Here is a 22840-nt window from a genome sequence, read left to right as displayed (position 1 = left end):
GGGTGGGCAGGACGCCGCATTCGGGCTGCTGAAGCTCCTGGACGGGCCGGACCCGTCGGTGGCGCGCGCGGCGGCCGGGGCGCTGTCGGAGCTGGGCGCGGACGCGGACACCCAGATTCTCCAAGCGCTGCGCGAGGGCGACAGCCTCCGGCGCCGCGTGCTGTTACCGCTGGTGGGCCGCAGGGCCGCGGCGGTGCCGGACGTCATGTCGTGCCTGGAGGACCGGGACGCGTCGGTGCGCGCCCTGGCGGCGGACACGTTGTCCCGCATTGGGAGCCCGGCCGCGGTGCCGGCCCTGTTCGAGCGGTTGGTGGACGAGGACCTGCGCGTGGTGCAGGCCGCGGTGGGGGCCATCCAGTCCCTGGGCAGCGACACCACGGAGAAGCTGGCGTTGCAGGCGGCCCGTTCCCCCGACGCGCGCCTGCGCCGCGCGGCGCTGCGCATCATCTCCTACTTCGGCTATTCCAAGGGATTGGAAGTGCTGCTCCAGGCCATGCGGGACCCGGATGAGCGCCTGCGCGACGCGGCCATCTACGGCCTGCCCTTCATCGAGGACCCGCGCGCGGTGGACGCGCTGCTGACGGCCGCCAATCACGAGTCGGAGCGCACGCGCGCGGCGGCCATGCGCGCGCTGGGGCAGACGGAGAAGGAGGCGCGCATCACCTCCACGCTGCTGCGTGGCCTCAGCGACCGCGACCCCTGGGTGCGCTACTACGCGTGCCAGGCGCTGGGGAAGCTGAACGAGGAAGCCGCCGCGGACGCCATCGTCGCGCTGGCGGACGACGCCGCTGGCCAGGTGCGCGTGGCGGTGGTGGACGCGCTGGCGCACATGCACACGGAGAGCGCGATGTCGGCGCTCCAGCGCGCGGCGGTCAGCGCGGACGCGGATGTGCGGCGCGCCGCCCTGCTGGGGCTGGGCGTGGGCCGGCGGCCGGACGCGCTGCCCGTGCTGCTGGAGGCGGCGAAGTCGGAGGACGCGGCCACGCGGCTCGTCGCGCTGTCCGCGGTGGCCGAATACGAGGCGCCGGAGACGCTGCCCGCACTGCTGCATGCCGCGGGAGACGGCGACGACAGCGTGCGCAGCGCCGCGGTGGGCTTCATCGCCACGCGCCCCGGTGTCCCGGCCACGCAGGCCTTGGTGTCCCTGCTGGGGGACATGACGCTGCGCGAGCGGGTGGTGAGCGCCTTGGCGCTGCCGCTGGAGGGACGGCTGCCGGGGCTGCTGGCCGCGCTGGAGGCGGCGGACGAAGTCACGGCGCCGCTGCTGGTGGCGGCGCTGGCCCGGATGCGACGGGCGGACGCGCGCGCCGCGCTGATGCAGCTCCTGGTGTCCGCCAGTCCGGCGGGCCGTCGTGCCGCGGTGCCCGCGGTGGCGGCATTGGGGACGTTGGAGGCACGCGAGGCGCTGGAGCGCGCCTCCCATCGGGACGAGGACCCCGAGGTCCGGCGGGCCTGCCGGCTGGTGCTGAGCCGCTGAAGCCGCGCCATGTTCTCCCTGCCCATGTCTCCCCAGGTGTTCGCCATCCTGGCCGCGCTCATCGAGCAGCGCTCCGGGGTGCACTACGCCCCCGAGGACCGGGAGCTGCTCGCCGACAAGGTGGTGCCCCGCGCGCTGGACGCGGGCTTCGACTCGCTGCTCGACTACTACTACTTCCTCCGCTACGACCCGGCGGGCTCCGAGGCGCTGGACGCGCTGGTGGACTCGCTGCTGGTCCACGAGACGTACTTCTTCCGGGAGGCCCTGCCGCTGCGGGTGCTGGCCGAGGACCTGCTGGTGCCCGCCGTGCGCGCCGGACGGCGGCCCCGGGTGTGGAGCGCGGCCTGCTCCACCGGAGAGGAGCCCCTCACGCTGGCGATGATTCTCGCGGAGTTGGGCGCGCTCGACGAGGTGGAGCTGCTGGCCAGCGACCTGAGCGCCCGCGCGCTGGAGCGGGCCCGCACCGGGGAGCACAACCTGCGCTCCCTGCGCGCGCTGCCTCCGGGCGTGGAGGGCCGGTGGTTGGAGACGTGCGAGGGGCGCCCACGCGTCCGGCCGGAGTTGGTGCGCGCGGTGGACTGGCGGCGCGTCAACCTGGTGGATGCCAGCGCGGTGGCGCAGTTGGGCACCTTCGACGCCATCCTCTGCCGCAACGTCCTCATCTACTTCCAGGACGACACCGCGCGCCGCGTGGTGTCGTCCCTGACGCGCGCGCTCGCTCCGGAGGGACACCTGCTGGTGGGGACCTCTGAGTCCCTGATGCGCTTCGGCACCGCGCTCGCCTGCGAGGAGCGGCGCGGCGCCTTCTTCTATACCAAGGCAAGGCCATGACGGTGGTGTCTCCCATTCGCGTGCTGGTGGTGGATGACTCCGCCTTCGCCCGCAAGGTGCTGCGGCAGGTGCTCTCCAGCGCGGAGGGTTTGGAGGTGGTGGGCGTCGCGCGCGACGGCCTGGACGCGCTGGAGAAGGTGGCCGAGCTCTCTCCGGACGTGCTCACGCTGGACCTGGTGATGCCGGGCCTGGATGGGCTGGGCGTGCTGCGCGCGCTCGCCTCCAGTGCCGCCGCGCCCCGCGTGGTGGTGGTGAGCAGCGCGGGCGAGGAGAGCGAGCTGGCGGTGGCCGCGCTCCAGGCCGGCGCGGTGGAGCTGGTGAACAAGCCCACCGCGCTCGCCACCGAGCGGCTGTATGAGCTGGGCGGCGAGCTGGTGGCGAAGGTCCGCACGGCCGCGGGCGCGGTGGCTCGCGCGCCGCCGGAGCCGGCACCGTCGCCGGAAGCCACCTCCGCGCCGGTGGCTCGCGCGGCCGCGAAGAGCCTGGTGGTGGTGGGCACCTCCACCGGCGGGCCGCAGGCGCTCACCCGCCTGCTGTCCGAGCTGCCCGTGGACTTCCCCGCGCCGCTGGCGCTCGCGCTCCACATCCCCACGGGCTACACGGAGGCGGTGGCCCGGCGCCTGAACGCGCACTGCGCGCTGGAGGTGTTCGAAGCGGTGGACGGGCTGGAGCTGCGGCCCGGCCGCGTGGTGTTGGCGCGCTCCGGGCAGCACCTCAAGCTGGAGCGCCATGGGCCGGTGACGCTCGCTCGGCTGGACCGGCAGCCGCTGCGCACGGCGCACCACCCCAGCGTGGACGTCCTCTTCGAAAGCGCCGCGCGAAGCTGGGGCTCGGACGTGGTGGGCCTGGTGCTCACTGGCATGGGTGACGACGGCGTCGCGGGCGCCCGGGCCATCCGCGAGGCCGGAGGCACCGTCCTCACGGAGAGCGAGTCCTCCTGCGTGGTGTACGGCATGCCGCGCGCCGTGAAGGAAGCAGGGCTGGCCACCGACAGCGCTCCGCTGGAGGGCATGCTGGCGCTGCTGCGGCGTCATGTGCGCTGAAGGCCGACCTTTCTAAAGACGGGTGGGTGATGGTCCCGGAGCGTCGGCTGGGTCAGGATGGCCGGCATGCTCCGATACGCCGCTGACCGCCGGACGATGCTGTGGTGTCTGGCCATGCCCGTGGTGGCCCTGTCGATGTACGTGGCCCCCGGGTGGATTCCCTATCTCTGCCCCCTGGCGTGCTACCTGGCGCTGTCGGCAGGCGTCATCGCGCACAACCACAACCACTGCCCCACCTTCCGCAACCGGAAGCTGAACGAGGCCATGGGCATGTGGCTGTCGCTCTTCTACGGGTACCCCACCTTCGTGTGGATTCCGACGCACAACCTCAACCACCACAAGTTCGTGAACAAGGCGGGCGACGCCACCATCACCTGGCGCTACTCGAAGAAGCACAACTTCCTGGTGGCCTTCCTCTTCCCCTTCGTCTCCACGTACTGGCAGCAGGAGCCGACGAAGGCGTTCATCGACAAGGCGCGTGAGCGCAACCGGCCGCTGTACCGCCAGATTCTCACCCAGTATGCCGTCTGGGGCGGCACGCACGCGGCGCTGCTGGGGCTGGCCATGGCGATGCACGGCGTGGCCGGTGGCGCGCGCATCTGGGCGTTCGCCTTCCTGGTACCCGCGCTCTTCTCGCTGTGGACCATCATGTTCTTCAACTACATCCAGCACGTCCACACGGACCCCTGGAGCGAGCACGACCACAGCCGCAGCTTCACCGGCCGCCTCATCAACTTCTTCCTCTTCAATAACGGCCTCCACGCCGTGCACCATGAGACGCCGGGCCTGCACTGGAGCCTGCTGCCCCAGGCGCACGCGAAAATCGAGGCCGCCATGGACCCGGCCCTCAAGCCGGTGAGCTTCTTCGCCTGGTGCTTCCGCTCGTACGTGGTGGCCCCCTTCCTGCCCCGCTTCGGAACGGCGCAGGTGGGACGCGCGCCCTATGAGCCGCCCGCGGGTGTCGCGCTGGACGTGCGCTTCGGGGACGACCTGCAGGCCGTCGACTCGGGCGTCAATGTCGCCCGCGTCTGACGCGCCTTCGTGGCGCCGTGGACACCGGCTGCGGCTCCAGTCGGAGGCTGGTGTCCTTTATTTCTCATCTGTCATTGGAATCTGACCCAGGGGGATTTTCTCTGACTGGGCGTTTCTCATACTTCGAAGTCGCAGGATGAGCGCGGTGGGCGGGCCGGGGGGGACGAAGACAAGGGAGGCTCCGCATGATGACGGCTCCAGGACGCGTGCGTCCTTCACCAGGGCCGGTGGAAGCAACGCCGCGGGTGCTGTGTGTGGGGGCCACGAGCGAATCCTGGTTGGCGCTGTCACGAGCTCTGCGTCCATTGCGCTGCGTGGCCTTGCAGGTGCCTTCCCTGGAGTCCGCCTTCCTGGAGGTGCAGCACACGCGGCCTTCCCTGGTGCTGGTGCACTGGCGGCAGTTGGTGGCCGGCGCGGGCATGGGCCTGCGCGCGCTGAGGCTGCGCCTGGGGGGGGATGGTCCGCCGGTGGTGCTGGTGGCGGAGCCGGAGACGCCCGCCGAGGTGCTCGAGGTGGGCGACGCGGAGGGGGTCGAGGACTGCCTGCTGTCGCCCCTGCGCACGCACGAGCTGCGCGCGCGGTTGGCGATGCTGGCGGGTGGCGGCGTCCCGGCCGCGTCGGTGCGTGCATCCCGTGTGCGTTCGCGCCTGCTGCTGCTGGCCGGCGCCAGTGGCCCCCTGGCGTGGAGCGGGCTGGGCGCTCTGCTGGAGGCGTGTGGTCATCGCATCCTCTACAGCGCCACCGTGGGCGGTGGCGCCGCGCGCGTGGCCGAACAGGGGGAGCGGCCCGACCTGGTGTTGTCTCGGGAAGGCGCGCCAGGTGTGCCCAGGGGCCTGCCCTCGCCACGGTTGCAGCCGCTGCTGGCGGGGGTGCCGTCGCTTACTCTGGACGCGGACGCGCCGGTGCGTCCGGCCTCGTTGCTGCCCCGCATCCACGCGCTGCTGGGACGGGAGGACGCCTCGCTGCGTGTCGAGGCTCGGGTGCGATTCTGCTGTCCGGTGTCCTTCGGCGAGTCGGGGCCGCGCGGCGCGGAGTGGCGCTCCGGCGTGTCCAGCGCGCTGAGCCCTGGGGGCCTCCTGGTGCGCACGCTGGTGCCGGCGAAGGCGGGGACGGCGGTGGAGCTGCACATCCTGCTGCCCACCCTGGGCGAGCGCCTGGAGACACACGGCGTGGTGGCCTGGGCCCACGCCTACGCGCCTCGCAACGGCGTGTCCCACCCCTACGGCATGGGCGTGCGCTTCCTGGGCATGGGCCCACCGCGCCTCATGCAATTGCGCCAGTTGTGCCAGGCGGAGGTGCGCCCGTGACAGCGCAAGGCGCACCGAGGCGCAAGAAGGTCCTGCTGGTGGATGACTCGGACACCGTCTTGTTGCTCCAGCGGATGCTGCTGGCGGAGCTGGGCCACGACGCCATCGTCGCGCGGGATGGGCTGGAGGCGCTGGCGCGCGCGGAGCAGGAGCGGCCGGACCTCGTCTTCCTCGACGTGCTGATGCCGCACCTGGACGGGCTGGAGACGTGCCGGCTGCTGCGCGACCGGGAGCCGACGCGGCGCACGCCCATCATCCTCTGCAGTGCGCGCGCCGAGGCGCGCAGCGTGCGCGCGTGCTTCAACAGCGGCTGCAACGACTTCGTGGCCAAGCCCTTCGACGGCGCCGCGCTGGTGGCCCTGCTGCGGCGCTACCTGGATTAGTCGCGCGGGCTTCCGGTGGGAGGCTGGGGCGGTCGGGCCGGCATGGAGCGGCGCGGCAGCGTCACGGTGAAGGTGGTGCCTTCCGCCTCATCGGAGCGGACCTCGATGGTGCCGCCGTGCGCCTGGACGATTTCCCGGACGATGAAGAGCCCCAGCCCGTAGCTCATCTTCAGCGTGCGCGAGCTCTGGGGCCCGCCGCGGAAGGGCTCGAAGAGGTGGGGCAGCAGGTTGTCCGGAATGGGGCGGCCGGCGTTGTGGACCTCCAGCACCACCCGGGTGCGCAGCCCGCGCGCCGTCAGCCGCACCGGCGTCTCCGGCGGGCTGTACTTGAGCGCGTTCTCCACCAGGTTGGACGTCACCTGCGCCAGCCGGTCCGGGTCCCACACGCCCTGGGTGTTGCCCTTGGGGTCCACCTCGACGGTGCGCTGGGGGAAGGCCACGCCGAACTCGTGGGCCACCTTGGCCACCAAATCCTTCAGGTCCACCGGCCGGGGCTCAATGGCCACGCCGCCCATCAGCCGCGTGCGCGTGAAGTCCAGCAGCAGCCGGGTGAGCCGCTCGATGCGGACCGCCGCGGTGGCGATGCGCTGGCTGGTGCGCTGCGCATCCTCATCGGTGCCGCCCGCGGCGAGCACGCGCGACCAGTTCATGATGGCGCCCAGCGGGCTGCGGATGTCATGGGTGACGATGCCCATGAGCTGCTCCTGGAACTCGGAGTGCCGCCGGGTCTCCTCTTCCGCCCACTTGCGCTGGGTGATGTCGCGGCTGATGCCGAACAGGCCGAACACCTTGCCCTCGGCGTCACGCAGCACGCCCTTGGTGGACAGCCACACGCGCGGCCCGTCCACGCCCGGCTGCGCGTCCTCGTAGGTGACGGTGCGGCCGAAGGCGAACACCTCGCGGTCGTTCGCCGCGTTGGTGCGCGCCACCGCCGGGTCGAACAGCTCGAGGTCCGTGCGTCCCACCACGTCCTCGGCGCGGTAGCCCACGGCCTTCGCGCCCGCCGCGTTCATCATCGTGAAGCGGCCGTCCAGGTCCTTCGTGTAGACGGCGTCCGTGGTGCCTTCGAGGATGGCGCGGAACACCTCGCCGTTGCGGCGCAGCGCCTCGCGCCCCTTGCGCTCCTCGGTGATGTCACGGCAGTGCACCAGCAGGCCGCCCTCCACCGGGCGCACGCGCACGTCGAGGCAGGTCTCCGCTTCCGGCCAGGCGTGCTCGTAGCGGACGGAGGGCTGCTCGGAGACGGGCTGTTCGAAGTGCAGGTGACGGCTCAGCTCCAGCAGCTCCGGGCACACCCGGCGCACGTCGTCCTGCAGCCGCGCCGCGCCGCCGAGCAGCCGGGCCATGTCTGGATTCACGTACGCCAGACACCACCGCGCATCGAGCAGGAAGAAGGCGTCCGGGAGCGCCTCCAGGAGCGTCTGCAGCAGCTCGGGGGAGGGTGCCTCGGCGGAAGGCTCGGCCAGGGGACGCTGGCGCTTCTTGGCGGGGGTGGGGGGCATGCCTCTTCGGTTTCAGCGGTGGGGATGGAACCATACCCCGCTCTCCGCCCCGCGCGATGCCAGGCAGGCATCAGCGCACGGCGTGTCGCCCCCGTTGCCTGGAAGGGAGGCGGCCACCGCCTCCAGGGTGCATCCGTGACAGAGGAATGCGACCCGGGTGGATGCAACCCAGGGTGAAACAAGAATTTCAGGAAGTCACTTTCGAGGGAGGCTGGAGAAAGTCAGGCAGGCGGTGGCTCACGCGGTTCTGTCGGGGTGCTCCGCTTCGTCCTTCTCGAAGAGGCTCTCCAGCTCTTTGCGGGCTTTGTCGGCCAACTCCACGAGCTTTTGCTCGTCGCGGTGGAACCGGGCCGTCTCGCGCAGGAGGCGCTCGTCGTGTTCCATCATCCGTTCCTGGGCGCGCCGGCTCTCCGAATACGTGAGGCCCAGCTCCTGGAGGACCCCGGCGCCCATCTCCAGGCTGTCGAGGAACGTCTCACGCATCACCCGTTCGATTCCCATGTCCAGCAGCTCGTAGGCATGCACGCGGTTGCGCGCGCGGGCGAACAAGGTGAGGTGGGGGAAGTGTTGCTGCACGGCCCGCGCGGTGCGCAGCGACGCCTCGATGTCATCGATGGCCAGCACGAACACCTTCGCCTTGTCCGCGCGGGCCGCGCGCAGCAGGTCCAGACGTGAGGCGTCTCCGTAGAAGACCTGGCTGCCGAAGCGCTTCATGAAGTCAATCTGCTCCGGGCTGGCGTCAATCGCGGTGAAGCCGATGCGCTTGGCGCGCAGCAGGCGGCCCACCACCTGCCCCACGCGGCCGAAGCCGGCGATGATGACGGGGTTATCCTCCGTGGGCGCCACGTCGAACTCGCGCCCCGAGGCCTTCGGCTTGAAGCGCGGGCGCACCCAGCGCTCGTGAGCAGCATACAGCACCGGCGTGGTGGCCATGGACAGGCCCACCACCACCACGAGCAGCTCCGACAGCGAGCGCTCCATGACGTGCTGGGCGGTGGCGAGCGAGAAGAGCACGAAGGCGAACTCACCGCCCTGGGAGATGACGACGGCCAGGTCGAGCGCCGGCTCACGCCGCCCCAGGGCCATCCGCCCCAGCCCGTAGAGCACCGCGCCCTTGAGGGCCACCAGCCCCAGCACCAGTCCGAAGACGAGCAGCGGCTTCTGGAGGATGAGGCTCAGATTCACCGACATGCCCACGCTGATGAAGAACAGGCCCATCAGCAGTCCCTTGAAGGGCGCCAGGTCCGCTTCCAGCTCGTGGCGGTACTCGGAGTCCGCCAACAGCACGCCCGCGAGGAAGGCCCCCAGCGCCATGGACAAGCCCACTGCGTTGACCACCGACGCGGTGCCCACCACCAGCAGCAGCGCGGTGGCGGTGAACAGCTCCTGGCTGTGGGTGGCGGCCACGGCGCGGAACACCGGGCGCACCAGGTAGCGGCCGCTCAGCACCACCGCCAGCAGCACGCCCACGTCCTTCAGGAGCAGGAGCCACACCGGCCCCGGGGAGGGCGCGCCGCCGTCTCCCAGCAGCGGCAGCAGGGCCAGCAGCGGCACCACGGCCAGGTCCTGGAAGAGGAGGATGCCGAAGGCCAGTTGGCCATACGGCGTGGTGAGCCGGTTGCGCTCGGCCAGCAGTTGCAGCGCGAAGGCGGTGGAGGACAGCGACAGGCCAAAGCCCGTGACGATGGCCGCGCCCCACGTCAGGCTGCACAGCAGGCCCACGCTGGCCAGCAGCGCGCCGGTGAACAGCACCTGCGCGCCGCCCAGGCCGAAGACGGAGCGGCGCAGCGCCCACAGCCGGCTGGGCTGCAGCTCCAGTCCGATGACGAACAGCAGCAGCACCACGCCCAGCTCCGCCACGTGGAAGATGTGCTCCACGTCGCTGATGAGCTTCAGTCCCCAGGGGCCGATGACCGCGCCCGCCGCCAGGTAGCCCAGCACGGAGCCCAGTCCGAGCCGCCGCGAGAGAGGAACCGCCAGCACCGCCGCCGCGAGGAACACGAGCGCCTGCTGCAGGAAGGACATGCGGCTTCCTTGCACGGACGTCCGGGGGCGGCAATTCGGCGCGGGCGCGGGGGGCCCCGCGGTCTCAGGCGTCCGTGGCCCTGCGTGCGAGCGGCGGGTGTACAGCGTGGGACGCCGAGGCACCCGCGGAGGGCAGGGTGAAGGTGAACACACTGCCTTCGCCCAGGGTGCTCTCCGCCTGGATGCCACCGCCGTGGGCTTCGACGAGCCCCTTGGCGATGGCCAGGCCCAGTCCGGTGCCGCGGCTGGCCGCGTCGCGGGCCTGCCAGTAGCGGTCGAAGATGTGGGGCAGCGCGTCCGGAGTGATGCCGGAGCCGGTGTCGCGCACGTGGACGGACACCTCACCGCCGCGCGCCCGGGCGCCCAGCATCAGGTCGCCCCCCGCGGTGGTGAACTTCACCGCGTTGCCCAGCAGGTTGCCCAGCACCTGGAGCACCCGCACCTTGTCGCAGCGCACGCGCACGCCCGCGGCGGGGAACTCCACGGACAGGCGCAGGCGCTTGGCCTCCGCCAGCGGGCGGATGGAGTCCAGCGCCTCGGTGAGCAGCCCCACCACGCCGTGTTCGCCCCACTCCAGCGGCAGGCCGCCCGCCTCCAGCCGGCCCCAGTCGAGCAGGTCGGAGATGAGGCGGGACATGCGCTCGGTGGCGTCCTGGATGCGGGTGGCCTGCTTGGCCACGCTTTCGCCGCCCGGCTTCGCCCCCGCGCCGCGCAGCAGCAGCGCCGCGCCCAACTGCACCACGCCCAGCGGGTTCTTCAAGTCGTGCGACACCACGGCCAGCAAATCCTCGCGGGCCCGCGCCGCGCGCCGGGACTCACCCACCAGCCGCGCGTTGTCGATGGCGAGGCTGGCGCGCAGGCACAGGTCCTCCGCCAGCGCCAGGTCGTCCGGGCCGTAGCGCCGCCCGGAGCCCGAGGACACGAAGGTGACGGCGCCCAGCGTGTGACCTCGCGCGCGCAGGGGCACAATCATGTACGAGCGCGCCTGGAGCAGCCGCAGCAGCGCGGGGTGCGCGGGCTCCGCCGCGGCGGCGCGCAGCAGGGAGTCCGTCACCGCCGGCACCAGCTCCGGCTCTCCGGTGCGCAGCACGCGCAAGAGGCCCACGGCGGCGTCGTCCCGCAGCTCGGTGCGGGTGGGCAGCGCGCCCGAGCGCTCCTGCTGCGTCGGGTCCAGGCACGCCGCCGCCACGCGCGTCACCCAGGGGCCCTGCTCCAGCGCGTCCACCAGGCACCAGTCCGCCACGTCGGGCACCGCCAGGTGCGCCAGCAGCGTGTACATGCCCTGCGGGTCCGGCGGGTGGGTGAAGAGCGTCGTCATCGCCTGGTAGAGGAAGGAGCGGCGGCGCTCGGCCTGCTCCACCTCCGCCCGCGCGGCCAGTTCCAGCTCCATGGCGCGGGAGAACACGGCCTCCGCGTCGGTGAGGGGGCGCGCCGTCACCAGTACGCAGCACGGCCCCCCATCCTCCGAGGGCAGCGGACTGAGCATCAGCGCGTGACGCCGGAGGCCCGTCTGCGTGGCCCAGGGCGCTTCCAGTTCGCAGGTGTCTTGGATGAGCATCACCCGCGCGCGCGCCGTCTCCAGCCGCGCCAACTCCTCGGGCGGGAAGCCCAGCTCCCCCCAGTGCCTGCCCACCAACTCCTCGGGGAGCCGACCCACCGTCCTCGCGCCCGCCTGGCTGCACACCAGGACCCGCCCCGTATCATCCAGGACGTAGGACGGGTCGGGGAGCGCGGCGAAGACAGTGGCGAGGGATGCGGGGAGTCGAGCTGCCATGAATGGGGACTGGCTGGAAGGGGCCCCCATCATGACACCGCCCGGGCGCCGGACCATCCCGGCACCGGGAGAATCCTGTGGATGTTTTAAAATCCAATGTTCTGCCGCGTGTAACTCAGACTCCCCCGCTACCGCGGAAAGCCGAGGTGAGCCGGCTCGCCAGGTCGGGCAGGGCGACGACTTCGTGGGCCAGGTTGGCGCCCACCACCACGCCGGGCATGCCGTAGACGACGGAGGACTGCTCGTCCTGGGCCAGGATGCGGCCTCCGGCGCCGTGGAGTTCGCGCACGCCTTCCAGTCCGTCCTGGCCCATGCCGGTGAGGATGACGGCGAGCGACGCGGGCCCGTAGGCGCGAGCCACCGAGCGGAACATCCACGTCGCGGACGGCCGGAAGCCATTCACCGGCGCGGCCCGGGAGACCTCCGCCCGGCCTTCGCCTCGCACGCCCAGGTGGCGATCATCCGGCGCCAGATACACATGCCCGGGGAGCAGGGGCTCGCCATCCTCCGCCACCTTCACGGGCAAGGGCCCCGCGGTGCGCAGCCACTGCGCCAGGCCCTCGCTGAAGCCAATGGCGATGTGCTGCACCACCAGCAGGGGGACGGGGAAGCTGGCGGGCAGCTCGGACAGGAGGCGGAAGAGCGCCGCGGGACCGCCCGTGGAGGCGGCCAGGGCCACCACGCCGGGGCGCGTGGGCGACACGGGCGGCGCGGGCGGGGTGGGCACGGGCGCGGGGGGCGCGGTGCGGTCCGGCCAGCGGCGCACCACCTTCACCTCGGCCATGGCCTTGAGGGTGTCGCGCAGGCGGCGGCTGTCCGCGTCGAAGTCCGGGGACTCCGGGCCCAGGGGCTTCTGGAGCACCGCGAGCGCGCCGGCGCGCAGCGCGGCCATGGACGTCTGGATGTCGCGCTCCACCAGGGTGGACACCACCACCACCGGCGTGGGCACCTCCGTCATGATGCGGCGGGTGGCCTCCAGGCCGTCCATCCGGGGCATCTGGATGTCCATGGTCACCAGGCTGGGCCGCAGGCGCTGGGCCAGCTCCACCGCTTCCACACCGTCCCTGGCCTCGCCCACCACCGTCAGGGCGGGGTCGGCGCGGACGATTTCCACCAGCAGGCGTCGGGCGGTGGGCGAGTCCTCGGCCACCAGGATGCGCAACGGGTCGTTCTTCATAGCAGTCGTCTCAGCGTCTCCAGCAGGCTCGTCGGGTCGAACGCGCTCTTCACCAGATAGGCACTCGCGCCAGCTTGCAGGCCGCGCGCCTTGTCCTCTGGCTTGCCACGGGCGGTGACGAGCACCACCGGCAACCGGGAGAAGCGCGGCGAGGCCCGCACCGCCTCGGTGAGGGCGAAGCCGTCCATGCGCGGCATCTCCACGTCCAGCACCAGCGCGTCCGCGCCGCCCGACTGGAGCCGCTCCCAGGCGTCCGCGCCGTCCACGCAGGCCACCACTTCATAGCCCGCGCTCTCCAGGATGCTCTGCTCCAGCGCGCGCGTGGTGGGCGAGTCGTCCGCCAGCACCACTCGCCGCCGCGTCCGCTGGGTGGCGGGGGCGGGGAAGAGCGAGGCCGCGGGGCGGCCACCCGCCGCGCGGACCAGGGACACGGGGTTGAGCAGAAGCGACAGCCGTCCGTCCGGCAGCACCGCCGCCGCGGACACGTGCCGGGCCCGGCGCACGCGGTGGCCCAGGGAGCGCACCAGCGCCTCCTGTTCGGCGAGCACTTCATCCACCACCACCACGGCGCGCGCGCTGCCCGCGGCCAGCACCACCGCGCCCCGGCGCGCGCGAGGCGGGCCGGGCGGCAGCCCCAGCACCTCCGCCAGCGAGGCCAACGGCACCAGCGCGTCACCGGAGGCCCACGCGGGGCGGCCCTCCACGTCGCGCACCTCGTCGGGCGCCAGGCGCACCAGCCTCGCCACGCTCTCACTGGCCAGCGCCAGCGTCTGCCCGCCCGCCGATACCAGCAGCACCCGCAGCGTGCTCAGCGTGAGGGGGACGTCCAGGATGAAGCGGGTGCCCTGGCCTTGCTGGGTCGTCACCTCCACGCTGCCGCGCAGCCCCTCCACGTGCATGCGCACCACGTCCAGGCCCACGCCACGGCCAGCCACCTGGGTCACCTTCGTCGCGGTGGACAGGCCGGCCAGGAACACCAGCCGCGCGGCCTCCTCGTCACTTTCAGGCACTCGCAGGCCCCGGGCGCGCGCCTGCTCCCGCAGCGCCCCCAGGTCCAGGCCGCGCCCGTCGTCATCCACCGTCACCTCGACGCGGCTGCCCTTGAGTCGCGCGGTGAGGAGGAGGCGTCCCTCGGCGGGCTTGCCCAGTCGCTGGCGTTCCTCGGGGCCCTCCAGGCCGTGCGCCACCGCGTTGCGCACCAGGTGCAGCAGCGGCTCGCGCAGCCCCTGTAGCAGCGAGCGGTCCAGCTCCAATGCGCCGCCATGAATCTCCAGCCGCACCTGCCGGCCCAGGCTGCGCGCCACGTCGCGCGCGGCGCGCTCCAGGCCCTCGCAGCCTTCCTCGAAGGACAGGGTGCGCGCGCGGCGGACCTCGTCGTCCAGGCCCGTGGCCACGCCGCCCAGTGTCCGGCGGTCCGCCGCCAGCTCCAGCGTCACCCGCGCCAGCTCCGTCTCCGCGCGCAGCAGCGCCTGTTCGCCGGGCGTGCCGAGCACCGCCTCGCGGGCCTGCGCCAGCGCCTCTCGCACCGACTCCAGCGCGTCCGCGCGGCCTTCCAGCCGGAGCGTCGCCACGCGCAGCTCACCGCTGCGTGCCAGCAGCGCGTCCAGCTTCTGCGCGGAGACGCGCACGGGCAGCGCTTCGGCTCCGGCAGACGCGCCGCCGCTTGGATGCGGCTCCACGCTGGCCGCGGCGGCGGGGGGGGACGGCACCGCGTCCGTCAGCATGGGCGGAGGCGACGGTGGCGGCGCGGCGCTCGTGGGTGCGGGCGCGCCGGCCCGGCGTCCGGCGGCGCGCTCCAACTGGGGCAGCAGGCTCTCCAGGGGCGAGCCCGCCAGGTCCTCCCGCGCGGCCAGGCGCCGGCCCGCGTCGTCGAGCGCGTCCACGGTGGTGAAGCACAGCTCGTACACGTCGGGCGTGCCGGCGCCCGCGTCCCGCACCTGCTCCAGCAACTCCTCCATGCGGTGGCAGGCCGTCTCCACCCGCGTGGCGCTGGCCGCGCGCGCCGCACCCTTCACGCTGTGCAGCGTGCGCAGCAGGGACGCCACGAGCTCCGCCATGCGCGCGGGCGCGGTCTCTCGTTCCAGGGCCAGCAGCTCGCGGTTGAGCGAGACGACGTGGCCCTCGAGCTCCTCGAGGAACGTGGCCAGCAGCGCTTGGGCCAACCGGTCGCGGTCCATCAGCGCCCGTACTCTCCGAGCAGCCCCTTGAGCTTCTGGCCCATGCCGTTGAGGTCCTGCATGGCGCGTTCGGTCTGCCGCGATGAGATGAGGGCCTGCTGCGTGGCCTGATTCACGTCATGCATGGCCTGACGAATCTGGCCGATGCCGGTGGCCTGCTGGTTGGCGGAGGCGGCAATCTGCGCCGCCGTCAGCGAGGCCTGGGCCAGCAGGTCCGACAGCGTCTGGATGTTGGCGCCCGCCTCGGACACCACGCGGGTGGCGGTGGCCACGCTCTTGGTGCCTTCCTCGGTGGTCATCACCGCGCCGTGGGTGGCCTTCTGGATTTGCCCCAGAATCTGGCGCACCTGGCCGGTGGCCTTCTTGGACTGGTCCGCCAGGGCCTTCACCTCGGAGGCCACCACCGCGAAGCCGCGGCCGTGCTCGCCGGCGCGGCTGGCTTCGATGGAGGCATTGAGCGCCAGCATGTGCGTCTGCTCGGAGATGTCGTTGACGGTGGTGATGATGTCGCCAATGGCCTGGGCCTGCTCGGCCAGGGCGAGGATGCGCGAGGCGATGGACTCCACCTGCTCACGCACCGCGCCCATGGCGCCCACGGCCTCCTCCACGGCGCGGCGGCCGCTGCGGCCCACGTCCTCGGCGTGGCGGGCGGAGTCGCTCACCGCGCGGGCGCGGCCCGCGGCCTCCTCGGACGTCTTGGTGATTTCCTCGATGGTGCTCACCGTCTCCGTCACCGCGCTGCCCTGCTCCTGGGCGCCGGCCACCTGCTCGGTGGTGCTGGAGAGGATTTCCGCGCTGGCGCCTGCGAGCTGGTTGACGAACTCCGCCACGGTGCGGAGCGTGTGCTCGCGCTGCTCGGATTCCTTCTCCAACTGGACCTCGTTCTGCTGGCGCTTCTCCGCCATGTCGTTGAACGCGCGCGCCAGTTGGGCCGTCTCGTCCTGGCCCTTCACGTCGATGCGGTGCTCCAGCTTCCCGCGCCCCAGTTGTTCGGCGCCCACCATGAGCGCGCGCAGCGGCGTGGTGATGCCGCGGGTGATGATGTAGCTGCCTCCGCCGACGATGACCACGCCCAGCAGCGTGCCGATGCCCAGCACCCAGAGGATGCGCTGGGCCATGTCCCGGGCGGCGGTGGCGTGCTCGTCCCAGCGCTCCTGCTCCGCCACCAGCATCTCGTCGATGATCTGCTTGACCTGGAGCATGACCTCCCGGCCCTGGCCGGCCTGGATGAACTTCGCTCCAGCTTCCAGGCCCTCCTGGCGGCGCAGGCGGATGCCTTCCTCCAGCCGGTTCACCCGCTGGGTGACGATGGGCTCCAGCCGGTTCAGGCGCGCCCGCTGGTTGGGGTGGTCCGCCATGGCGTCGCGCAGGCGGGACAGGTCATTCTGGAGCGCCACCGCCGCTTCCCGGTAGGGCACCAGGTAGGACTCATCCCCCGTGAGGATGAAGCCACGCTGGCCGGACTCGGCGTCCATCAGCAGCGCGCGGACCTCGCGGATGATGCGGAAGTTCTCATGGGCTGTCAGCAGGCCCGCCGTGCTCGTCGTGAGCTGATTGGCGCCCTGGAAGGACACACCCGCCACGATGAGCAACATCAGTAGCGACAGTCCGAATCCGAGTGCGATGCGGTTCCCGATGCTCATGCTGCTCCTTCGCCGGACATATCGAACATGAGGCGACTGTCACCCAGCAGCGCCTCTCCCTCCAGTACCAGGGTGCCTTCCCTGTCGGCCGCGGACACGAGGTGTCCGGCGTCGTCGTTCAGGGAGGTGGGCGGCGCCAGCAGCTCACTGCCCGCCAGCACGGTGACTTCCTCCACTTCCTCGGTGCGCACGCCCAGCTCCGCCCGTCCCACGCCCACCACGAGCACCGGGCCCGCGGCGTCCGAAGGCGCGCGTCCGAAGAGCGGCGCCAGCTCCACCACGGGAAGCACTTCGCCATGCATCAGGGTGAGGCCGCGCAGCGCGGGGGGCGCGCCCGGCAGCGTCACCAACTCCGGCGCGCGAACCACCTCCAGCACGAAGCGGGACTCCAGGGCATAGCGCTGGCCGGCGGCCTTGAAGCGGACCACCTCGCGCAAGGTGCCGGGGTCGACCTGGGGACGGGGCTCGCGCGAGAGTGCCCGGGCGCGGGCCTCCAGCAGCGCCGTGGCCTCCTCGGGCGACAAGGTGCCCTGTTCCTTCACCAGGTCGGCCAGCCGCGCCAGCCTCGCGCGCGTGGCTTCCCAGTCGACGTCCGGCATCAGCTCAGCTCCTCACCGGCAGCCAGGGCTGCCTCCATGCGTGACCGCTCTCCGCGCGCCACCTCCGCCAGTCTGCTGGCGTTCTCGCCGTCCGCGTGGGGCACGGGCGCGTCCGGAGGCAGGGCGTTGCACAGTTGCTCCGCCTCGCGCCAGGCCTTCAGGGCACCGGACGTGTCGCCGTGCCTCCGTAGCACGCGCCCGAGGATGAGCCACGCCACGACGAGTGTGGGCTCCAGGTACAGCGCCTGCCGGACAGCGCGCTCCGCGTCCGCCGCGCGCCCCTGGCCCAGCAGCAGCAGGGACTCCAGGTAGCGCAGCCCCGCCACCAAGGGGTGCCGGGTGGCCGCTTCGGTGCAGGCATAGACGGCGGCGGCGGCGTCCAGGTTCGCCAGCGCGCGCACCGCGAGGGCGGCGGTGTCCGCGTCTGAGTCCAATGCTCCCAAGTGCTGGGCCGCCTCGCGCCAGTGGCCCCGCGCCAGGGCCTGCCGGGCCGCGTGCATGGCCGCCGCGCTGGGGGCGTGTGTCGGTGTCTCGGCCCTGGGGAGGGCGCCGCTTCGCGAGGCGGGGGCACCGGTGCCCGCTGTGTTCCCGAGGACGGACCCCGCGCTGGCCTGGGGCTGGCCCGCCGCGCGCGTTCCTTCCGCCTGGGCGGAGGTCCCGCCCGCGCCGGGGGGACTCCAGGCGGGTGTCGTCGTTCTGGCTGCGGAGCCGCCTGGATGGCTCGGAGCGGATGCGCCCGGGAGCGCGGTCCGCGTGGAGGATTCGGAGCCGGAGGGCAGGCCCGGCGCGGTGGTGCCCAGGGACGTGGTGCCCGTCGCGGTACCGGGTACGCCGGTGGAGGACGGGCTCCACGCGGCCGGAACGGGCAGGGAGAGGGTGGCTCCGGGCAGGGGCCGGCGGTACAGCACGCCCCATTCGGTGAGGATGGACTCCAGCGGCGCCAGCCCACCGAGCGGCGGGTCCGACGGGCCGGTGAAGAGGTAGCCGCCCTCATCCAGCGCGTCATGGAGCCGGCGCGCGACGGCTTCGATGGTGGGCCGGTTGAAATAGATGAGGACGTTGCGGCAGAAGATGACGTCCAGCTTCCAGATGCCGCTGTCCGCCGACGGCCAGGTGTCGAGCGCGAGGTTGAGGTAGCTGAAGCGCACGCGCTTCCGCACCTCGGGTGACAGCACGTACCGGCGTCCCTCGGCGCGCAGGTGGGCGCGCATCCGGTCCGCCCAGCCGCCGCGCAGGGACCAGTCGCCGTAGTGGGCCTTCCGGGCCCGGGCGAGCGCGCCGCGCGACACGTCCGTGGCGTGCACGGCCATGTGCTCGTCCCAGCCTTCGCCCAGCAGCAGCGCGGCGATGGAGTAGGGCTCCTCGCCGGACGAACACGCGGCGCTCCACATCCGCGCGGTGTGGTCCGGGCCATGGCGCTCGCGCAGCTCCGGGAGCACGACGCTCCGCAGGTGTTCGAAGTGCTCGGGCGTGCGGAAGAAATACGTCTCCCCGACGGTGAGCTCGATGAGCAGGTCATCCAGCGCGGAGGGCTCTTCCGCGAGCCGCACGCGGTAGGCGTCGAAGTCCTTCAGCCCGGCCCGCTCCATGGCGCGGGCGATGCCTTCCTCGGCGGACGCGGGGCAACTGGGCGGCACCAGCCCGGCGCGCTCTTCCACGAGCGCGAGCACCGCCGCATAACCCGGGTGGCTCCAGGGGCCCCAATTCACGCGGGCTCCGGCTCCTGCGGCGCGGCCAGGGCGGCATCCAGCTCCAGGGCCTCGGCCTCGGACAGGAAGGTGCGCAGGTCATGGACCAGGACGAGCCCGTCCTTCAGCTTCACGGCGCCCGCCACATAGCCCACGCCCGGAAGCTGGCGCGGCGTGGCGTCCCACTCATCCGGTGTGAGGACGCGCAGGCCCTCGGCCCGGTCCACGCGCAGCACGACGCAGCGGTCGCCCGCGGAGGCCACGATGAAGTGATCCATGGGGGACAGCGGGCGGGGCGGGTGGCGGAAGCGCAGGCGCAGGTCCAGCACCGGCAGCAGCTCCCCCCGAAGGTCCAGCAGGCCCTCCACCACGGCGGGCGCGCGAGGGAGCGGCGTCAGGCGCGCAGCGCGTACCAACTCGCGCACGTCGGGTGCGGGCAGTCCGTAGCGCTGGCCGTTCAGGGTGAACAGCAGCACCTCCGTGGGTGCGGGGGTCATGTCCTGGGACATAAGACGTGGGCGTGGCCACTGTCGAACATTGATGTCGGCCCGCGGTCGCGGTGTCCACCAGTCCTCAGTGGAGGCAGGAGGAGGGGCCCATGGTTCGGGGGGAACACGACAGGTGCTCGCTGTGCCCCTGCCTGGACGGAGGCTCCCGCGTGCGGGTGGGGGCTGGGAGAACGGTCGCTCATTCTCCCAGGAGACGAGCGACGGCTTCGCGCCCGCGTCCGTCGACTTGCACTCCCCAGTCCGGGCCGAAAGACGTCGGCCACGGCCGCCCACGGGCGGGTGCCCTGGGCGGCCGTGGCCAGCACGAAGAGGATGCCGCGTAGCGCCGCCCGGTCATCCGTCCAAGGCCGACCGCCCTTGCGATGTGGAAGCCTGCGCGGAAGCAGGGGCGCCATCCGCTCCCATGGCTCATCCGGACATCATGGATGAGCTGCTGGTGTTGTCATGAAACTGAAATGGAGTTCCCGTCATGAGCTCGCAGGGAGCCCAGGCTTCACTTGTAGTCGGCCCACTGTCTGTCATTCGGCGACGTGTTGGTCGAGCGCGTGAACGTCGCGCTCTTCCCCACCGCCTCCGAATAGCCAATGGTCCGGTCCAGCGTGCAGCGAAGCGCGTCGTTGCCGTTCACCATAAGGCCTTGGCAGGTCATCAGGTCGCCGAGCTTCAACGAGCCTCCACTGACACTCCAGGTGCCAGTGCGTTTGAACATGCGGGAGGTAGGAATCTCGGCGCTGTAGCCATTCGAACGCACGGTCCCCGCGCCCTCGGCGTAGTAGAGGATGAAGCTCTTGTCCTGCTTCAGATAGGCGGTCGCGGCGAACAGGTTGATGCCATCCTGCTGGGCGGGGAACGCAGCCGCGCCACCCGGGGCGCCAGCGTATTTCTCATAGGCGAACTGTGCGTAGTACTCGCTCGCGGGCCTGCCATTCACAATCGTCTCCGTGACAGGCCCCTCCTCTCCATTTCCATCTCCATCTCCGTTCGGATTGGACGGCTCCGAGTCACCTCCACAAGCAACGAGAAGCGCCCCGAGGGAGAGTCCAGCAAGCGCGCACGGCCAACGAATGAACGACGTATTCACAGGATGAGTCCTTTGATTCGAGGATTTGCTCTCGCGAGCTGCGGCCCTGAACTCGCGGCCCCAACAGCGCGAAAATGCCGACGAGCACCCGCGAGCGCCGTCAGCCCCCCTGGGACCGCGCATACAGTGAGTTAATTCACGCGATACTCACCACTTGGATGATTTCACACTTTGAGAATCTGGAAGGGGAGGCGACTACCGCACGCGCTCGATGCGGTGTTTTGCGCCCCTTGATGCACTCCTCTCTCAATCGCTGAAGGGCCATCTTCGCGACGCGCTTGGAGACCGCGACGAAGGCGTGGTGGTCGTGGAACTCGATCTTGCCCACGTCCGACGCGGCCAGCCCATCCGCCTCGCCCGGACTGCTCTTGAGGCGGCGCTCCCCTACGTCCGCGCCTTCCGGCTGCCGAAGTACACCTCCGAGACGCTCACCTGGATTGAGAACCTCTGGGACCACCTATTAGACAGCTCATTTGATCGAAATGCCGTGCTTGGTATGAATGGTGAAACACATACATGCTCCAGGGGCTGCATGATTGGCGTCATGAGCTAAGGGGCTGAAGAGCGTCGTCACGCGGTCGGCGCAGCGGAGGGGTTGCGAGAGGCCGTGAGAGCGGCGACTCCCCGGAGGGGTATTCGAAGACAGTCACCATCAACGGGCATCCCGTCGCCATCGCCGGCGCCCGCTTCGGCAGCAAGGGGGACACGGCCAGCAATGGGACGGGCCGTGGCTTCCTCCCCAGCCACCCCCTCCGGATGCGCTACGTTCTCCCGCGTATGGACGAACAACTGGGCATGATGGTGGGAAAGGCGGCGCGTGAGGCGCGTGCGCGCCTGGGGTTGACCCAGGTGGAGGTGGCGGCCTTGGTGGACATGCACCCCATGGTCTACAGCCGAGTGGAGCGCGGAAAGATGGTCCCCAGCGCGGGCATGCTGCGCCGCCTCAGCATGGTCCTCCGCATCTCCACGGATGAATTGCTGGGGCTGGCCCGGCCCGGCAAGGACGAGCGGCGTGAGCTGGAGAAGGAACCGCCGCTGCTGCGCCGGCTGGTGACGCTGGCGCGTGAGCTGGACGATGTGAAGCTGGAGGCGCTCGTCACGATGGCTCGCGCGCTGACCCGATAGGGGGCGTCAGGGCTCGGTCGTCACGGCGGGCGTGGTAGCTCCGAGCTCATGGGCCTCCAGCCCGGAGGAAAAGAACCGCTCGTCTCCAGGCTCCGCCTCATCGCGGTTCTGGCTGGCCTCGGTGATGAGGACGCCGCGTCGGCCGACGCCCGGTGCACCACCGCGCCGTAGGCCTCCGTCGCGACGTTGACTCCGTGGGGTTCCAAGTCGAGAAGCAGGCGGGAGGCCCGCGAGGCTCAGCGGCGGTGTCTGTGGCAGTTGAGCACGTTGCGCGCGTCCCGGATTCCTCCTGTCTGTCATTGAAGGGCTTTGCCGTACTTCCCCGCCAGGCAGGGAGCGTCAAGCCTCGGCACGTGGGCCGCTCAAGGGCAGCGCGACGGTGAACGTGGCGCCCTGGCCCGGGGTGCTGGCCACGCTGATGTGGCCTCCCAGTGCCTCCACGAGCTGGCGGGTGATGAAGAGGCCCAGGCCCAGCCCGCCATAGTGGCGGCTGGAGACGGCGCGTTCGAAGCGGCCGAAGATGCGCTGCGCGTCCTCCGGCGGAAGGCCGATGCCGCGGTCCTCCACCTCCACCATCGCCTGTGTTTCGTCCGAGCGCACGCGCACGTCCACGGGGGCTCCGTGGCCGTATTTGAGCGCGTTGGACAGCAGGTTGGTGAGCACCTGCTCCAGCCGCATCCGGTCCCACTGGCCCGTCACGGGGGCCGGCGAGTCCACCGTCACCTGGACCCCCGCTGTCCTGGCTTCCGTCTCGAAGCGGCGGACGGCCTCGCGCACCAACTCGTCCAGGTCCACGGGCTCCAGGTTCAGCTCCATGCGGCCGCGCGCCAGCCGGGACACGTCGAGCAGGCTGTCCACCAGGGTCGCCAGGCGCGAGGTCTGTCGCTCGCAGGACAGCACCCGCTGCGCGAGCTTCTCCACGTCCAGGGCCTCCTCGCGGCGAAGCTGGCGGTACAGCAACTGGAGCTGCAGCTTGAGATTGGTGAGGGGCGTGCGCAGCTCGTGCGCGGCGATGCTGAGGAAGTCGTCGCGCACCTGGACGGCGTCGCGGGCCTCGCCGGTCAGCCGCTGTTGCTCCGTGTTGGCGGCCTCGGCCGAGGTCCGGGCGCGGACCTGCGAGCGGGTGATGAAGAACAGCAGCAGCGTCACCAGCAGCCCGGCGCCCACGACGGTGCCATGCTGCCCGGTGGTGCTGGCGGCGATGAAGGCCTGGCGCGCGTTGAACCGCAGCGTCCAGGTCTGGCCGGCCACGGGTATCTTCACGTCCTGCTGGAAGACGGGGGCACCCGCCGATGCCGGGAGGCTGGACGCGTAGAGGAGCGCGTCGTCGCGGACCTCCGTCCCGTCGTACACCTCCAGGTCGATGGTCTCCTGGAAGCCGATGAAGCGCAGCTCGCTCATCAGGTCCTCCATGGCGAGGGGGAGGTAGACGAAGCCGCGCAGGTTTTCGGTGGGGGGCCTGGGGGG

At 71.6% G+C, this 22840-nt stretch carries 19 protein-coding genes and 1 pseudogene; 7 read left to right on the top strand and 13 right to left on the bottom strand.

Annotation, left to right across the window (positions count from 1 at the left end; all coding sequences use genetic code 11):
- From FMQ63_RS32955 to FMQ63_RS32930, 6 genes are all read left to right on the top strand, one after another.
- On the top strand, positions 1-1477 hold a 1477-nt coding region (locus FMQ63_RS32955; RefSeq protein ID WP_194866454.1), incomplete at its 5' end, for a HEAT repeat domain-containing protein.
- 9 nt (positions 1478-1486) lie between these two features.
- Positions 1487-2308 (top strand): protein-glutamate O-methyltransferase CheR, encoded by an 822-nt coding sequence (locus tag FMQ63_RS32950; protein ID WP_011556881.1) that lies wholly within the window; start codon positions 1487-1489, stop codon positions 2306-2308.
- A complete protein-coding gene (cheB, locus tag FMQ63_RS32945) occupies positions 2305-3351 on the top strand; it encodes a chemotaxis-specific protein-glutamate methyltransferase CheB (protein ID WP_011556880.1) in 1047 nt (348 codons plus the stop codon). The genes FMQ63_RS32950 and cheB (FMQ63_RS32945) overlap by 4 nt, the downstream gene beginning before the upstream one ends.
- A gap of 57 nt (positions 3352-3408) precedes the next feature.
- Entirely contained in the window at positions 3409-4383 is a 975-nt protein-coding gene (locus FMQ63_RS32940; RefSeq protein WP_011556879.1) for a fatty acid desaturase, read from the top strand.
- 314 nt (positions 4384-4697) lie between these two features.
- Positions 4698-5690, top strand: coding sequence for a PilZ domain-containing protein (locus FMQ63_RS32935; RefSeq protein ID WP_228556536.1), 993 nt, complete (start codon positions 4698-4700; stop codon positions 5688-5690).
- Entirely contained in the window at positions 5687-6073 is a 387-nt protein-coding gene (locus FMQ63_RS32930) for a response regulator (RefSeq protein WP_011556877.1), read from the top strand. The genes FMQ63_RS32935 and FMQ63_RS32930 overlap by 4 nt, the downstream gene beginning before the upstream one ends.
- Here the strand turns inward: FMQ63_RS32930 and FMQ63_RS32925 are convergent.
- The 12 genes and pseudogenes from FMQ63_RS32925 to FMQ63_RS38495 form a co-directional block, all read right to left on the bottom strand.
- The gene (locus FMQ63_RS32925) at positions 6070-7575 is read right to left on the bottom strand and encodes an ATP-binding protein (RefSeq protein ID WP_011556876.1); all 1506 of its coding nucleotides are present in this window, start codon (positions 7573-7575) and stop codon (positions 6070-6072) included. The two genes, FMQ63_RS32930 and FMQ63_RS32925, sit on opposite strands and share 4 nt — an antisense overlap.
- 237 nt (positions 7576-7812) lie before the next feature.
- Positions 7813-9600 carry a monovalent cation:proton antiporter-2 (CPA2) family protein gene (locus tag FMQ63_RS32920; protein WP_011556875.1) on the bottom strand — a complete coding sequence of 596 codons (1788 nt, stop codon included), beginning with the start codon at positions 9598-9600 and terminating at the stop codon, positions 7813-7815.
- Positions 9601-9664: 64 nt separating this feature from the next.
- A complete protein-coding gene (locus tag FMQ63_RS32915) occupies positions 9665-11374 on the bottom strand; it encodes an ATP-binding protein (RefSeq protein ID WP_225909609.1) in 1710 nt (569 codons plus the stop codon).
- Positions 11375-11489: 115 nt separating this feature from the next.
- Positions 11490-12551: a chemotaxis-specific protein-glutamate methyltransferase CheB gene (gene cheB / locus FMQ63_RS32910; protein WP_011556873.1), complete on the bottom strand. Its 1062-nt coding sequence runs from the start codon at positions 12549-12551 to the stop codon at positions 11490-11492.
- Entirely contained in the window at positions 12548-14728 is a 2181-nt protein-coding gene (locus FMQ63_RS32905) for a response regulator (RefSeq protein ID WP_011556872.1), read from the bottom strand. The genes cheB (FMQ63_RS32910) and FMQ63_RS32905 overlap by 4 nt, the downstream gene beginning before the upstream one ends.
- A complete protein-coding gene (locus FMQ63_RS32900) occupies positions 14728-16371 on the bottom strand; it encodes a methyl-accepting chemotaxis protein (RefSeq protein WP_011556871.1) in 1644 nt (547 codons plus the stop codon). The genes FMQ63_RS32905 and FMQ63_RS32900 overlap by 1 nt, the downstream gene beginning before the upstream one ends.
- Complete coding sequence (locus FMQ63_RS32895) at positions 16368-16970, bottom strand: chemotaxis protein CheW (protein WP_011556870.1); 603 nt, start codon at positions 16968-16970, stop codon at positions 16368-16370. The genes FMQ63_RS32900 and FMQ63_RS32895 overlap by 4 nt, the downstream gene beginning before the upstream one ends.
- The gene (locus FMQ63_RS32890; RefSeq protein ID WP_011556869.1) at positions 16970-18679 is read right to left on the bottom strand and encodes a protein-glutamate O-methyltransferase CheR; all 1710 of its coding nucleotides are present in this window, start codon (positions 18677-18679) and stop codon (positions 16970-16972) included. Before FMQ63_RS32890 ends, FMQ63_RS32895 begins: the two co-directional genes overlap by 1 nt.
- A complete protein-coding gene (locus FMQ63_RS32885) occupies positions 18676-19155 on the bottom strand; it encodes a chemotaxis protein CheW (RefSeq protein WP_011556868.1) in 480 nt (159 codons plus the stop codon). The genes FMQ63_RS32890 and FMQ63_RS32885 overlap by 4 nt, the downstream gene beginning before the upstream one ends.
- 305 nt (positions 19156-19460) lie before the next feature.
- Positions 19461-19580: pseudogene (locus FMQ63_RS38235) on the bottom strand (transposase); the annotation flags it as partial.
- Between the two features lie 80 nt (positions 19581-19660).
- A complete protein-coding gene (locus FMQ63_RS32875) occupies positions 19661-20098 on the bottom strand; it encodes a hypothetical protein (protein ID WP_020477979.1) in 438 nt (145 codons plus the stop codon).
- Between the two features lie 286 nt (positions 20099-20384).
- A complete protein-coding gene (locus FMQ63_RS38495) occupies positions 20385-20576 on the bottom strand; it encodes a DbpA RNA binding domain-containing protein (protein ID WP_231405698.1) in 192 nt (63 codons plus the stop codon).
- A gap of 428 nt (positions 20577-21004) precedes the next feature.
- Between FMQ63_RS38495 and FMQ63_RS32865 the strand changes: the two genes are divergently transcribed.
- Positions 21005-21373: a helix-turn-helix domain-containing protein gene (locus FMQ63_RS32865; protein WP_011556864.1), complete on the top strand. Its 369-nt coding sequence runs from the start codon at positions 21005-21007 to the stop codon at positions 21371-21373.
- Positions 21374-21712: 339 nt separating this feature from the next.
- Here the strand turns inward: FMQ63_RS32865 and FMQ63_RS32860 are convergent.
- A partial coding sequence (locus tag FMQ63_RS32860) for a HAMP domain-containing sensor histidine kinase (RefSeq protein ID WP_141276881.1) occupies positions 21713-22840 on the bottom strand: 1128 nt, incomplete at its 5' end.

Source organism: Myxococcus sp. CA005, from assembly GCF_006518205.1.
Classification (GTDB): Bacteria; Myxococcota; Myxococcia; order Myxococcales; family Myxococcaceae; genus Myxococcus; species Myxococcus xanthus.
The sequence above is the reverse complement of the archived record's forward strand: the minus strand, read 5'-3'. Positions and strand labels throughout refer to the sequence as shown.